Annotated in this window: 14 protein-coding genes; 9 read left to right on the top strand and 5 right to left on the bottom strand. The window is 66.0% G+C overall.

What is annotated here, in order from left to right; genetic code table 11:
• Nucleotides 1–39 precede the first annotated feature (39 nt).
• Both QZ497_RS11740 and QZ497_RS11735 read left to right on the top strand, forming a co-directional pair.
• Nucleotides 40–984, top strand: coding sequence for a LysR substrate-binding domain-containing protein (locus QZ497_RS11740; RefSeq protein ID WP_365355855.1), 945 nt, complete (start codon nucleotides 40–42; stop codon nucleotides 982–984).
• A gap of 69 nt (nucleotides 985–1053) precedes the next feature.
• The gene (locus QZ497_RS11735) at nucleotides 1054–1674 is read left to right on the top strand and encodes an FMN-dependent NADH-azoreductase (RefSeq protein WP_295474753.1); all 621 of its coding nucleotides are present in this window, start codon (nucleotides 1054–1056) and stop codon (nucleotides 1672–1674) included.
• Nucleotides 1675–1685: 11 nt separating this feature from the next.
• Here the strand turns inward: QZ497_RS11735 and QZ497_RS11730 are convergent, their stop codons facing one another.
• Complete coding sequence (locus tag QZ497_RS11730; RefSeq protein WP_295474750.1) at nucleotides 1686–2738, bottom strand: AraC family transcriptional regulator; 1053 nt, start codon at nucleotides 2736–2738, stop codon at nucleotides 1686–1688.
• Between the two features lie 293 nt (nucleotides 2739–3031).
• Here QZ497_RS11730 and QZ497_RS11725 point away from each other — a divergent pair, with 293 nt between their 5' ends.
• The 7 genes from QZ497_RS11725 (at nucleotide 3032) to QZ497_RS11695 (ending at nucleotide 10665) form a co-directional block, all read left to right on the top strand.
• Nucleotides 3032–4273, top strand: coding sequence for a dienelactone hydrolase family protein (locus tag QZ497_RS11725; RefSeq protein ID WP_295474747.1), 1242 nt, complete (start codon nucleotides 3032–3034; stop codon nucleotides 4271–4273).
• 2 nt (nucleotides 4274–4275) lie between these two features.
• Nucleotides 4276–5079 (top strand): SDR family oxidoreductase, encoded by an 804-nt coding sequence (locus QZ497_RS11720; protein WP_295474744.1) that lies wholly within the window; start codon nucleotides 4276–4278, stop codon nucleotides 5077–5079.
• A gap of 67 nt (nucleotides 5080–5146) precedes the next feature.
• A complete protein-coding gene (locus QZ497_RS11715; protein ID WP_295474741.1) occupies nucleotides 5147–6385 on the top strand; it encodes a styrene monooxygenase/indole monooxygenase family protein in 1239 nt (412 codons plus the stop codon).
• Between the two features lie 39 nt (nucleotides 6386–6424).
• Entirely contained in the window at nucleotides 6425–6955 is a 531-nt protein-coding gene (locus QZ497_RS11710) for a flavin reductase family protein (RefSeq protein WP_295474738.1), read from the top strand.
• 39 nt (nucleotides 6956–6994) lie between these two features.
• Complete coding sequence (locus QZ497_RS11705) at nucleotides 6995–7933, top strand: transporter (RefSeq protein WP_295474736.1); 939 nt, start codon at nucleotides 6995–6997, stop codon at nucleotides 7931–7933.
• 47 nt (nucleotides 7934–7980) lie between these two features.
• Nucleotides 7981–9483 (top strand): methyl-accepting chemotaxis protein, encoded by a 1503-nt coding sequence (locus QZ497_RS11700; protein WP_295474734.1) that lies wholly within the window; start codon nucleotides 7981–7983, stop codon nucleotides 9481–9483.
• Nucleotides 9484–9624: 141 nt separating this feature from the next.
• On the top strand, nucleotides 9625–10665 hold the full coding sequence (locus QZ497_RS11695) for a dienelactone hydrolase (protein ID WP_295474731.1): 1041 nt from the start codon (nucleotides 9625–9627) through the stop codon (nucleotides 10663–10665).
• Between the two features lie 325 nt (nucleotides 10666–10990).
• On the opposite strand, the gene QZ497_RS11690 is transcribed toward QZ497_RS11695, so the two are convergent.
• The 4 genes from QZ497_RS11690 to QZ497_RS11675 are packed head-to-tail and all read right to left on the bottom strand — an operon-like array spanning nucleotide 10991 to nucleotide 14004.
• On the bottom strand, nucleotides 10991–11644 hold the full coding sequence (locus QZ497_RS11690; RefSeq protein ID WP_295474728.1) for a glycosyltransferase: 654 nt from the start codon (nucleotides 11642–11644) through the stop codon (nucleotides 10991–10993).
• On the bottom strand, nucleotides 11613–12239 hold the full coding sequence (locus QZ497_RS11685) for an SAM-dependent methyltransferase (protein ID WP_295474725.1): 627 nt from the start codon (nucleotides 12237–12239) through the stop codon (nucleotides 11613–11615). The genes QZ497_RS11690 and QZ497_RS11685 overlap by 32 nt, the downstream gene beginning before the upstream one ends.
• Nucleotides 12236–13006, bottom strand: a complete 771-nt coding sequence (locus QZ497_RS11680; protein WP_295474722.1) for a PIG-L deacetylase family protein — start codon at nucleotides 13004–13006, stop codon at nucleotides 12236–12238. The genes QZ497_RS11685 and QZ497_RS11680 overlap by 4 nt, the downstream gene beginning before the upstream one ends.
• Nucleotides 13003–14004 carry an acyl-CoA dehydrogenase gene (locus tag QZ497_RS11675; protein ID WP_295474719.1) on the bottom strand — a complete coding sequence of 334 codons (1002 nt, stop codon included), beginning with the start codon at nucleotides 14002–14004 and terminating at the stop codon, nucleotides 13003–13005. The genes QZ497_RS11680 and QZ497_RS11675 overlap by 4 nt, the downstream gene beginning before the upstream one ends.
• Nucleotide 14005 lies beyond the last annotated feature (1 nt).

The following is a 14005-nucleotide window of genomic DNA, read 5'->3' as shown; positions in this document are numbered from 1 at the left end:
TGGCATACTGGCCACCTCGCTCGATCCATAGGTGGCCCGGTGTTCGATCTCAACGACCTCTATTACTTCGTCCAGGTGGTGGATTGCCAGGGCTTCACCCCGGCCGCCCGCAAGCTGGGCATCCCCAAATCGAGGCTCAGTCGCCGCGTCAGTGGCCTTGAAGAGCGCCTGGGGGTGCGCTTGATCCAGCGTTCCACGCGCAAGTTCTCGGTCACCGAAAGCGGACGCACCTACTACGGACACTGCATGGCCATGCTGGTGGAGGCCGAGGCGGCCGAAGAGTCGATGTTGCGCTCGCGTGCCGAGCCTCAGGGCAAGGTGTCGATCAGTTGTCCACCGCTGTTGGCCAGCATTGGTATCAACCAGGCGATTGCCCGCTACATGGCCACCTATCCCAAGGTGCAGGTTCATGTGGAGAGCAGCAATCGTCGCGTCGATCCGTTGGTCGAGCCCATCGATATTGCCTTGCGCGTGCGGTTTCCGCCGCTGGAAGACGACGGCCTGGTGGTCAAGGTGCTGGGGCGCAGCGCGCAGACCCTGGTGGCTCACCCGCAACTGGCCGCGCGGCTTGAAGCAGGGGCCGGCATCAGCGGCTTGGCCGCGCTGCCCAGTGTGGCCCAGCCGGCAGCCAACAACGAGCACCATTGGCGCCTGCGAGAGGCGGCCGACCACTATCGCGAGGTGCGTCACGATCCGCGACTGGTCAGCTCCGACCTGCATGTGCTGCACCAGGCCGCGCTGACGGGAGTGGGCGTGGCGCAACTGCCCGATGCGATGATCCAGCAGGATCTGCTGCAAGGCCGTCTGGTCGAGCTGTTTCCCGAACACCCGCCGGCCTGCGGCATCGTTCACGCGGTGTTCGCGTCGCGCCGGGGCCTGCTGCCGGCCGTGCGCGGCCTGCTCGATGCGTTCGCCGAGCAGTTCGAGTCGATCCAGGAAAACTGTTCTGCCAATGGAACGGTGCGTCGCATTTTGCGTAGCTAATCATTGATTGTGACGGTCTGTAGGATGACGCCATCTGTCGCCCTGGGCGACCTTCATTCAGGAGACGTCATGAACATTCTGCATATCGATTCCAGCATCCTTGGCGAGCACTCGGTCTCGCGCGAGCTCAGCCAGCAGGTCGTCAATGCGCTGCGCGCCGCCACGCCCGCCAGCCAGGTGACCTATCGTGACCTGGCCGCCGTCGAGCCGGGGCACTTCTCGGCCGCCAGCCTGGCCGCCGCAGGCACGCCCGAGGCGCAGCGCAGTGCGGCGCAGCAGCAGGAAGTGCTCGGCAACAGCGCCATTCTAGATGAATTCCTGCGCGCCGATTTGCTGGTCATCGGCGCGCCGATGTACAACTTCACCATCCCCAGTCAGCTCAAGGCCTGGTACGACCGCATCGCCGTCGCCGGGACCACCTTCCGTTACACGGAGACCGGCCCGCAAGGCTTGTGTGGCGGCAAGAAAGTCTTTGTCGTGTCTACCGCCGGTGGCCTGCATGTCGGCCAGCCGACAGGGGTAGGGCACGAGGAACTGCTCAAGGTGCTGTTCGGCTTTCTGGGCATCACCGACGTGCAGTTCATCCGCGCCCACGGCCTGGCTTATGGTGAGCAACCTCGCGCTCAGGCGTTGCAGGCAGCCGCTGCGGACATTCAGCGGCTTGAGCTGCACGAGCTGGCAGGCGCCTGACACGCTCAGGCTCAGCGTGCCGCCTGGGCAGACGCCAAGGCGGCGGCGCGAAAACGCAGGGTCCGCGAGGGCAGTTCGCCATAGCGCTTGCGGTATTCCTGGGAAAATCGTCCCAGGTGGGCAAAGCCCCATTTCAGCGCCACGTCGGTCACTGACGCGCCAGGGTTGGCGCACAGTTCCTCATGCACATGCGCCAGGCGCACATCGCGCAGGTAGGCCATCGGGCTGGTGCCGGTGAACTCGCGAAAGCCGGCGAACAGGGTGCGTACGCTCACCTCGGCGTACTCGGCCAGCTGTTCGACGCTGAGCGGTTCGTTGGCGTGGGCCTGGATGTACTCTTCGGTGCGCTTGACGAACCACGGCGAGACCTTGCGCCGGTCTGCGGCGGCATCCAGATGGCGCAGGTTGTTTGGCTGGCCGTAGATCAGGGCGTTGAACAGCGTCGACTCGAACTGCTTGAGCACCAGCGGCTGCTGGATCGGGTGCATTTCGCAGCTCAGCGCGTCGACCAGCGTGGTCAGCAGCTGCAGGATGTAATGGCCGCCGGGGTTGTCCAGTTGCACGGCGGCGGCGAAACGCAATGGGTTGTCCAGAGCATGCCCCAGATGCTGGCGGCAATGCTGCTCCAGGTCGGCGCGCTCCAGGCGCAGGGTCAGTTGTGGGGCATCGGCGGCCCAACGCATCTGCACCGGGGCGTCCGGGGAGATCAGCGAGGCACAGGCTGACGAAGAAGTGAACGTCTGGCCGTCGCAGTCGATCTCGGCGCTGCCGCGAATCGGCATCTGCAGCAGAAAGAAGTCTTCCAGCCGTCCGGGATCGATCAGCACCGCTGCACCGTACTCCAGGCGCGACAGCGACAGGCTGCCACGCCGCAGGTGGTGCATCGAGGCACTGATGGCCTGCGAGCCGCGCGCCGAGCGCAGTTCGTGGGCCTTGAAGACGCCGCTGACCTTGTGCCGGATGCTTTCCGCATCGTTGAGCAGGAACAGGCGGTTTTCGGGGGTGAACAGCCGGGTCTGGGCAAAGCAGTCGCTGCCGGCCGGCAGGCGGTTTTCGACGTTCATGTTCTACCTCGCGCACGCACGGTTTGCGAGCAGAGTGCGCCGTCCTGTTACCCGACTTTCGCACTATCCGGATAGCGTTCGCAGTCTGCGGATAGTGGGGCGCCTCTGCTGTTTCTTATGACCCCTCCAAGGGGGCTTTCCTGTAGAGCTAGCAATCGCTGCGCCAATTTTCGAAAAAAGCGCGATAGCCAGATTCATGCACGGATCGGACAACCCTGCACTGAGCGGATAGTGAGCGGGCGCCAGGCGCCGCAAGAATGTTTCCAACTTCCCAGCAGGATGGAGACATGCTCATGAAAGGTCGCTATATCCCGGTCACCGCCGCCTCGGGCGAACAGTTCCAGGCCTACCTGGCCACCGCCGTCGGCGGGCAGGGGCCTGGCGTGGTGCTTTGCCAGGAGATCTTCGGGGTCAACCCGGCGATGCGCGAGGTGGCCGACCACCTCGCTGAAGAAGGCTATACGGTGCTGGTGCCAGACCTGTATTGGCGCCAGGCACCGGGTATCGAGCTGGGCTATACCGAGGCCGATTTCGCCAAGGCCTTCACGCTGTACCAGGCCTATGACGAGAACCTGGGCGTGGCCGACATCGCCAGCAGCCTGGCGACCCTGACCGGCCTGGCCGAATGCGCGCCGGGAGGCAAGGGCGTGGTGGGTTACTGCCTGGGTGGCAAGCTGGCCTACCTGGCCGCCTGCCGTCTGCCTGAAGTGGCGTGCGCGGTGGGCTACTACGGCGTAGGCATCGAGAATGCCCTGCAGGAACTGGAAGGGCTGCAGGGTCGGCGCCTGGTCCTGCATCTGGCCGGTAACGACCAGTTCTGCCCACCCGAGGCCCAGGCCGCTATCGAACGCGCCGCGCAGCAGGTGCCGGGCCTGACCACGCATGCCTATCCCGGCGTGGACCATGCCTTTGCGCGGCCTGCCGGCCATCACTACGACAAAGCCGCTGCGCAGATCGCCCATGAACGCAGTGTCGCGGCGCTGCGCCTGAGCATCGGCCCCGACTATGACCTGTCTGCGCTGTGGGAAGAGCACATTCGCCATGAGTTCGACACCCGCGACGTACCCGCCACCATGGCGACCATGGTCGCCGAACCCTACGTCAATCACATTCCGACCATGACCGGCGGCGTCGGCCATGCTCAACTCAGCCGCTTCTACCAGTACCACTTCGTGCACGGCAACCCGGCCGACATGGCTTTGACGCCGATCTCGCGCACCGTGGGGCAAACCCAGATCGTCGATGAATTCATCATGACCTTCACCCACGACAGCGTCATCGACTGGCTGCTGCCCGGCGTGCCGCCCACGGGGCGCAAGGTCGAGATCCCCATGCTGGGGGTGGTGCGTTTCCGCGGGCCGAAGCTGTGCCATGAACACATCTACTGGGACCAGGCCAGTGTGCTGGTGCAGATTGGCTTGCTCGATCCGACCGGGTTGCCGGTGGCCGGCCGCGAGACGGCCGACAAGCTGCGCGACGAAAGCCTGCCGTCCAACACCCTGATGCCCAACTGGGCCGACAGTGCGGGGGCCTGAGCATGAGCGCGTTCATCAATGACAAGGCCCTGCACGGCAAGCTCGCGCTGGTCAGCGGCGGCGCCACGCTGATCGGCATGGCCGTAGCCAGTGGCCTGATCGCCGCCGGCGCCCGTGTAGTGCTGCTGGACATCGACGCCAAGGCCGGCGAAGAGGCCGCCAGGCTGCTTGGCTCCCAGGCCAGCTTCGAAGCGCTGGACATCACCCGTGACGAGCAACTGGCCGCCGTGTTGCAGCGCATCCGCGGGCAATTCGGGCCAGTCGATCTGCTGATCAACCTGGCCTGTACCTACCTGGACGATGGCTTCGCCTCGTCGCGGGTAGACTGGTTGCGCGCCCTGGACATCAATCTGGTGTCGGCCGTGGCGCTGGCCCAGGCGCTGCACGACGACCTCAGGCAGCGCCGCGGAGCCATCGTCAATTTCACCTCGATTTCCGCTGGCTGCGCGCAGACCGGGCGCTGGATCTATCCGGTGTCCAAGGCGGCCATCGCCCAACTGACTCGCAGCATGGCCATGGACCTGGCCCCGGACGGCATTCGGGTCAACTCGGTGTCGCCGGGCTGGACCTGGTCGCGGGTGATCGCCGAGGCCAGCGGTGGCGACCGTGGCCGCGCTGACCGGGTAGCCGCCGATTACCACCTGCTGGGGCGCCTGGGCGAGCCGCAGGAAGTGGCCAACGTGGTGACCTTCCTGTGTTCGCCGGCGGCCAGCTTCGTCACCGGCGCCGACTATGCCGTCGACGGTGGCTATTCGGTGATGGGGCCGGAGCAGAACCGACCGGCGATTCCCCGCCTGGCCGATTGAAGCACCTGCCGCCTCAACCTCTCGGCGCCACCGCTGCGCCGATCCTTCGATCCAATGGAGAATAAAAATGCGTCGTATCGCTATCGTGGGAGCCGGCCAGGCCGGTCTGCAATTGGGCTTGGGACTGCTGGACAAAGGTTACGAAGTCACCCTGGTGACCAACCGCACCGGTGAGCAGATTCGCGCCGGCAAGGTGATGTCCAGCCAGTGCATGTTCCACAGCGCCCTGCAGACCGAGCGTGACCAGGGGCTGAATTTCTGGGAAGAACAGTGTCCGGCTGTGGAAGGGATCGGCCTCAATGTCGTCAATCCCGAGGTGCCGGGCCAGTCGCTGTTCAGCTGGAGCGCACGGCTGGAGCGCTACGCGCAGTCGGTGGACCAGCGCCTGAAGATGCCGGTGTGGATGGAAGAGTTCACCCGGCGCGGCGGCGAGCTGCGCATCGAAGACGTCGGCATCGCCGAGCTGGAGGGCTTGTCGGCCAGCCATGAGCTGGTGCTGCTGGCCGCCGGCAAGGGCGAGGTGGTCAACCAGTTCGCCCGCGATGCGCAGCGCAGTGTCTACAGCGCGCCGCAGCGCGCGCTGTCATTGACCTACGTGCAGGGCATGCGACCCATGTCGCCGTATTCGCGGGTGGCCTTCAACCTGATACCAGGCGTTGGCGAGTATTTCGTGTTTCCGGCGCTGACCCTCAATGGCCCCTGCGAAATCATGGTCTTCGAAGGCATTCCGGGTGGGCCGCTGGACTGCTGGCAGGGTATCACCAGCCCCGAGCAGCATCTGGCCAAGAGCCAGGAACTGGTGCGCCGCTACCTGCCTTGGGAAGCCGAGCGCTGCAGCGACCTGAGCCTGACCGACGACAACGGATTCCTCTCCGGGCGCTTCACCCCGACGGTTCGCAAGCCGGTGCTGACCCTGCCTTCGGGCCGCCCGGTGTTCGGTATGGCCGATGCCCTGGTGGTCAACGACCCGATCACCGGGCAGGGCGCCAACAATGCGGCCAAATGCAGCAAGGTCTACCTCGACGCCATTCTCGCCCAAGGTGCAAGGCCTTTCACGGCGCAGTGGATGGAGCAGACCTTCGAGCAGTACTGGAGCTACGCCCGTCATGTCGTGGAATGGACCAACACGCTGCTGCAGCCGCCTGCGACCCATCTGCTGCAACTGCTGGGTGCCGCCAGCGCCTCGCAGCCGCTGGCCAGCGCGATCAGCAACGGTTTCGATGACCCGCGCCAGTTCGCGCCCTGGTGGTTCGACGCCGGCCAGTGCCAGCACTTCATCCAGAAGATGAGCCAACAGGCCGCCTGACCCCACGCCAACCTGATGCCTGACGGAGTACCCCACACCATGAATTCCGCTACCCCTGCCGAACTGTTCGAAGTTCAGGACCGTGACGCCCGTGAACTGCGCAACCTGCTGGGCCAGTTCGCCACCGGTGTCACCGTGATCACCACCCGCACGGCCGATGGCCGCAACGTGGGCATGACCGCCAACTCCTTCTCGTCGGTGTCCCTGGACCCGCCGCTGGTGCTCTGGAGCCTGGCTCGCTCGGCCATGAGCCTCAACGATTTCCTCGGTGCCAGCCATTTCGCGATCAACATCCTGGGTGCGCATCAGCATGAGATTTCCGGGCAGTTCGCCCGCCCGGCCCCGGACAAGTTCGCGGGTGTGCCTTATGCCCTGGGCAAGGCCGACATGCCGGTGCTCGATGACGTGGTTGCCGCCCTGGTGTGCCGCAACGTCACCCAGTACGAGGGCGGCGACCACCTGATCTTCATTGGCGAGATCGAGCAATACCGATACAGCGGCGCAGAACCGCTGGTCTTCCACGCTGGCCGCTACCGGATCGCCGCCCAGCATCCGGCCCTGGCCCAGTAAGCCTGCCGTCACTTTCTTGCAGCAACGGGGACGCGAAACATGAAAAAGCGGCTTTCCACTTGTCTCTTCACCGCCGGCCTGGCCGGCGCACCGCTGGCCGGAGCCTATGACCTGCCGGCGCTCAACCTGGGCCTGACCAGTTTCATGGACGGCGGCCTGCCAGCCGGCGGTGGCTGGTACCTGCAGCAGTATTTCCAGAACTACTCGGCCAACCATCTGCGCGATCAGGACGGCAAGGACCTGGGTCTGCCCAAGCATGAAATCGACTACCAGCTGTGGCTGACCCAGCTCAGCTACCTGTCGGACCTGCGTCTGGGCAATGGCAGCCTGGGATTGAACATGGTGCTGCCGGTGCTGACGCGCATGAAGGTCGATGATGGCCTGGACAACCTGGCGCTCAAGGGGCAGGGCGGGGTGGGGGACCTGCTGATCGGCCCGTTCATCCAGTTCGACCCGGTGATGGGCCCTGACGGGCCACGCTTCGTGCAGCGCATCGAACTGCAGGTCAACCTGCCCACCGGCGAGTATGACCGCGATCGCGACATCAACCCGGGCAACAATGCCTGGTCGTTCAACCCGTACTGGGCCGCCACCTACTGGTTCACGCCGAAATGGACCGCCTCGGTGCGCGCGCACTATCTGTACAACGGCAAGAACGACGAACCGGTGCGCTCTCTGGGCGATATCGACGACGTACAGGCTGGCCAGGCGCTGCATGCCAACTTCACGACCGAATACGCGGTCACCGAACACCTACGTCTGGGCATCAACGGCTACTGGCTCAAGCAGATCAGCGACACGCGCTTCGACGGTCACGACGTCGCGGGGCGCCGGGAAAAGGTCTGGGCCATCGGGCCAGGGGTGATGTACAGCTTCTCGCCCCATGACCACCTGTTCGCCAATGCCTATTTCGAACAGGACGTCGAGAACCGTCCAGAGGGCAGCCGGCTTCAGGTGCGCTACGTCCATCACTTCTGATCTTCTGCCTGCCTGCGGGCAGGCCTTCTTTCTTGCGGGTGCAGGTTATGCAGGGTTCCACGATCGAGGCAGCCTTGGTCTGCCGCAGCGACCTCGCCGGTTGCATCCTTCAGTGCAGTGAAGCCTTCGCTCGCCTGCACGGCTACTCGGTCGAAGAATTGACCGGGCAGCCGTTCAGCCGCTTGCGGCATACCGATATGCCGACGGCGCTGTTCAGCCGCCTGTGGCGCCGCCTCGGGCAGCAGCGGCCCTGGCTGGGGCTGGTATGCAACCGCAGCCGGGAGGGCGTGGCCGTGTGGCTGAACCTGTACATCAAGCCGGTCTATGGCGCTGCGGGCGTGGAGGGTTATGGTGCCGTTTACCTTCCGGCCAGCAGCGAGCAGATCCGCCGCGCGCAGCGCCTGTATGCCCGTTGGCGCCTGCACGGGCCGCAGGGCGCCTGGCTGGCCCGAGGCGCGTCGCTGCTGAGCGGCGCGGCGGCGTTGCTGGCGCTGGGATTCATCTGGCCGCAAGCGTCGCTGGCCCTGGCCGCCGCGCTGGCAGGCTGGGCCGGCCACGCTTGGTACCGAAACCGGCAGCTTGCCCAGTTGCTGGAGCGTCACCCCAAGGTGCATGCCGACCATGCCCTGGCGCAGATCTATGGCGGCCCCGGTGCCAATGCCAGCCTGGACATGGCCTTGCTCAGCGCCGAGGCCCGCCTGCAGACCGCGCTGGCGCGCATTGGCCTGGGCAGTACGCGAATCGAGCAGCACATGACCGAACTGGTGGCGTTGATCGCGGCCGAAGCACAGCGGCTGGCGCACCAGCGCGCCGAGTCGGAGCAGTCCGTGGTGGCGCTCACCGAGATGGCCGCGACCATCCAGGACGTGTCGCGCAACCTGCATGACAGCACCGATGCCACCCGGCAGGCCCTGCAGTTGTCCGGCCAGGGCCAGCAATTGTCCGGGCGCAGCCTGGCAGCGATGCAGCGGTTGGCCACCGCAGTGGCAGACATCAGCCGCGCCGCCGAGCAGATGGCCGCGTCCACCGAGGCGATCGGCAGCATGACCGACATCATCAGCTCGATCGCCGCGCAGACCAACCTGCTGGCGCTCAATGCGGCCATCGAGGCGGCGCGGGCTGGCGAAGCGGGGCGCGGCTTCAGCGTGGTGGCCGATGAAGTACGCCTGCTGGCCAGCCGCACGCAACAGGCCACGCTGGACATTCAGCCGCTGCTGCAGGACTTCCGCCAGCATACCGAGCGCGCGGTGATGCTGACCCGTGAAGGACAGGTGTTCGCCGAGCAGGGCCGTATCGCGGTGGGCTCGGTGAATGACAGCTTCGAAGGGGTGAACAGGGCCCTGGAGCAGATTTTCGACACCAGCGCACAGATCGCCAGCGCCATGGAACAGCAGGGCCAGGTTGCCCAGGACCTGAATCGCCAGGTGATGGCGGTGGCCGAGCTGTCGAGCCTGAGTGCGGCAAAGGCCGTGGAGGGCCAGCGCATCAGCCAGGCCATCGACGGGCAGATCGCGGCCCTGCGTCAGCTGGCGGAACGTTTCGACCGCTGAACCGCCGCTGAAGAGAATCGCCAAGTCGACGCAGAGTGGCCCGGGTTGTGCACTAATTGATGAGGTCTGGTGTCTCAACACCGTGACACGCCGTCTATCCGTGCTGACGGCTGGAAAGCGCAACCTAGAGGGGATACCACCATGCTGCGTCTGTGTGCAGTAATGCTGTTATGTCTGCTCGACGGCATCGTTTCGGTGCAGGCCAGTGCCGATGACGACTGGAGCGTCGGCTTCCATGTGCTGCATTTTCCCGATCCGCTGGACGAGCAGACGATGCACGCCATCGCCTTCTACCCCTCGACGGCCGAAAGCGAGGTCAGTGACCTGCGCGGTTATCAGGTCGAGGCGGGGCGCGACCTGCCGGTGGCCATGGGGCGTTTCCCGTTGCTGATGCTGTCGCATGGCAATACCGGTACGCCGCTGGCCATGCATGATCTGGCGACGGCACTGGCGCATCAGGGGTTCGTGGTGGTAGCGGTGGTGCACCCTGGCGACAACGATCGCGACCATAGCCGGCTGGGCAGCCTGAGCAATCTGTACGGGCGCCCGCTGCAGATCTCGGCGGCGATCACCGCCGCGCTGGACGATGCGCTGCTGTCGCCTTACCTCAGTGCCAGCCAGGTCGGGGTCATCGGCTATTCGGCTGGCGGGGAGACGGCCTTGATCCTCGCCGGTGCGCAACCGGACCTGCAACGCCTGCGTCGTTACTGCGAGGAGCGTCCTGATGACCAGGACGCCTGCAAGACCCGCGGCTGGCTGCTCGCCGACCGCGAAGACCTGCATGCCGAGGCCGATCCGCGTGTGGCGGCGCTGCTGCTGATGGCACCCCTGAGCCTGAGCTTCGGTCGTCAGACCCTCAGTAGCGTGCACGTTCCGGTACTGATGTACGCCGGCGACAGCGACCACCTGCTGGCGCCGGAGATGAACGCCGAGGCCCTGGCCCGCAAACTGCCGCAGGCGCCCGATTACAAGCGCCTGGCCGGGGCCGGGCATTTCGTGTTCATGGCGCCGTGCAGCGATGAACAGCGCGCCAGGATGCCGGTACTGTGCACCGACCCGGAAGGTGTCGACCGGGTGGACATCCATCGCACCCTGAGCACCGAGGCCGGGCAGTTCTTCAGCCAGGTCCTGGGCACGCCGGAAAGCGATCGCGCCGGTATGCAGACCGCGCGTCATCTGTAGGAGCCGCTTCAACGGCGAAAATATACGCTATCGCTGTAAATGGTCGGTCAGACCGGGTAGGAACGGCTTTAGCCGCGAATTGATCGCATGTTCACAGCAGATGCAGTGAATTTCCTCGCGATTTCGCGGCTGAAGCCAATACTGGTCAGTTAGCCCGTGGGAGCGAGCTTGCTCGCGAAGGCGGCGTCACGTTCACAGCAAATTCAGCGACTTTGCCCGCTTTTCGCGAGCAAGCTCGCTCCCACCAAGCCGCAAAGCGCTTAACCGAACAGTATTGCGGCTGAAGCCGCTCCTATAGGCCTTTCGTCGCTTTATCAGTGGCCGTTCAGGCCGGCAGCGAGCGCAGGTAGTCGCCGAAACCGCCTTGCGCGCGAGGGTCGAGGCGGGCACTGGTGATCACCTTGGGGCGGCAGCTCCAGGCAATGCGGGCGCCAGTCAGCTCCAGCTGCCGTACCAGATGCACGTCTTCATGACAGGGCAGCGCCGGGAAGCCGCCTGCGCCCCGATAGGCCTGGGCACTGAAGCCCAGGTTGGCGCCGTGGATGTGCCGATGCCCGTCGCGCTGCTGGTAGCGGCGATGGTATTCGGCCCGGGCATCGGCAGGATAATCCTCATGCCAGTCATCAGGGGTCACCGTCCCGCACACCGCATCGGCTTGCAGCGCCAGTTGCTCATACAACCAGTCATCGGCCACCCGGCTGTCGCCGTCAGTGCAGGCGAGCCAGCGTGCGCCCTGGTCGAGCAACGCCAGGGCGCCGACGCTACGGGCCTGGCCGACATTGCGGGCGTTGATCTCCAGGGTCATGACATCACGGCGCCGGGCGATCATCGCCGAACCGTCGGTGCAGCTGTCCAATACCACGAGAATCCGCACGGTCTCGCCCAGCAGGCCGGGGTGCACCGCCGCCAGTTGCACACTGGCCAGGCACAGGTTCAGGTGCCGTTCTTCATTGTGGACAGGGATAAGCACGCCGATCATGGTCGAACTCCTGTTGCGCTATTGAAGCCGCCTCGCGGCCGAAGACTTCCAGCAGGAAGTCCGGCTCGCGGTGCGTGCAGATCCGTTGCAGGGGCAGGTACTCGCCAAGGATGCGGTGAACCTGTTCGGCCTCCAGCGGGCAACCGTCGATGTGCGGTCGCCAGTGGCAAGCCAGCAGTTGTCCGTCGTCGCTAAGCGAGGCCATGGCATGCCGGAGCAGAGCATGCAGGTCGTGCTCGTCAAGGTAGTAGCACAGCTCGCTGAGCACGATCAGGTCGAACGGCCCTGCGGGCCAGTCCTGCGGCAGTCGGCCCTGCATCACGCTGGCGTGGGGGAAGGCGGCCAGGCGTTGGCGGGCGAGTTCCACCGCCCGCGGCGAGGTGTCGCAGCCCAGCAGGCGGTCGCAACGGCTGGCCAGCTCGGCGCTCAGTTCGCCGTTGGCACAGCCCGGTTCGAACACCGAGCGATAGTGCGGGCGTGGCAGGCAGGCCAGGGTCAGGGCACGCTTGCGACGCTCATACCAGCGCTGGCGAAACGCCCAGGGGTCGTCGTTGTCGCGAAACAACGCTGCGAAATACTCATCGGCCACGCTCATAGCAGCACCACTTCAAACGGTTGCAGCAGGCGCGCCAGTGCCCAGTCGGGCAGCACCGGCTCCAGGCCTATAGTGGGATCGCCCGTCAGCTGGCTGGCGAAGGCGCGTACCGCCTGGCGCTTGCTTTCCAGCAAGGCGGGGTCGAGCAGCACCTTGCGCGCACGGTCCCAGGGCAGGCGCTCGTCTTCCGCAGTCGCCCAGTGCCAGGCCCACAGCGGGAACTCCACCAGACGCGCGCCACTGTTCAGGCAGGCGCTTGCGCAGGCGCGGCCGGTCGCCTCGTGATCTGGGTGGCCATCGCCGCTCCAGGTGGTGAAGACCACGTCGTTGACCTGCAAGTGCTCCAGCAGCAGCGTCTCCAGCTCAGCCAGGTGAGCGGCCACGGCGCCATCCGGCAAACCGGCGCGCCGCCAGTGCAGGTCATCGGGCAGGCCCAGCAGGCGCAGGGCCTCGGCGCTTTCCAAGGGGCGCTCGCGGGCCAGGCGTTGCGCCGGCCACAATGGCGAGCCGGGGTGGCTGGCGGTGCCGTCGGTCACCGAGATCAGCATTATCGAGCGCTGCAACTGCTGCAACTGGCTCATCAGCCCACCGCAACCCAGCACTTCGTCATCCGGATGCGGTGCGACGATTACCGCCCGGCAGCCGGGCGGTACCAGCAGGTCGGCGCTGGTGGCCGGCAGGGCGGCCAGCTTTGCCGAGCCTTGCCAGGCCGCCAGGGGCGTGCCACGTGCGTCAGGTTCAGTGCCAACGACGAAACCTTCGTTCATAGGCGCCAGTTCCGTGTCGCGTCCTGGACGATGGTCAGTTTGCCCAGCACCGCCAGGTCCCGCTCGGCGTGGCTCTGGCGCAGGAACACCGGCAGGTCGGCGGCCAGGCGGGCAAAGCGGGCATTCTTGCAATAGGGGCCGGCGCCGAGGGCACGGCCAACATGCGCGATGACCTCCTCGACGCAGGCTTCGACGCTGGCCCGGCAGCGCCGCGCCAGTTGTTCGCAATCATCATCGGGGCGGTTGTCGAGCTGGCGGGCCGCACCCTGCAGAACCCGGGCGGCACTGTAAAGCGCGGCATCCACGGCCCCCAGGTGGGCCAGCGCATGCGGTTCTTCGCGGCCACCGAGTTGTTCTGGCAGGTGCAGGGCCAATGCCCGCGCCGCGCCATACCAGCAGGCGGCGATACCTACCGCGCCATGCCAGAAGCCCGGGCGATTCAGGTAATCCCCCGGCTCGCCGACCGCCCAGCCCATGGCACGTTCGAAGCGCACCTCGACACTGGCAGTGGCATCCATGCCCACCGCGCACCAGCCGTTTTCCGTCACCTCTACACCGGCCTGGGCGAGCGGTACCGCCACCAGTTGCTGGCGCTCCTGCTCGTCCCAGGCGGTGACCAGCGCATGGCTGAGCACCGCCGCGCCGCTGCACCAGGCTTTCAGGCCATCGAGCTGCACAGCCTGCGGCGTGCCGCTGACCCGCAGGCGGGCCTGCGGCGGTTCGGCGGCCCACATGCCCCAGGTGGAACCCTGGGGCACGCCGGGTGCGGCGAGTTCGTGCATGATCGCCAGCGCATCGGTGTGCCCTTCGTACAGCTTGCACAGCCGCAGGTCCTGGCCCGCGACACAGGCCAGCGCCTGCCAGCGCGCCAGGGTCTGCCCGCCGGCTGGCAACGGCAGCTCGGCCAGGCCCATGCGCACCATCTCCCGCAGGCTCTCGCCCAGCTCGGCGCAGCCGGCCTGGGTGAAATCACGCTCGCTGAAGAAGGATTCGAGCATG

The sequence above is a fragment of the uncultured Pseudomonas sp. genome (assembly GCF_913777995.1).
Taxonomy (GTDB): domain Bacteria; phylum Pseudomonadota; class Gammaproteobacteria; order Pseudomonadales; family Pseudomonadaceae; genus Aquipseudomonas.
Note: the sequence above shows the minus strand (reverse complement) of the source record. Positions and strands in the feature narration are given on the sequence as shown.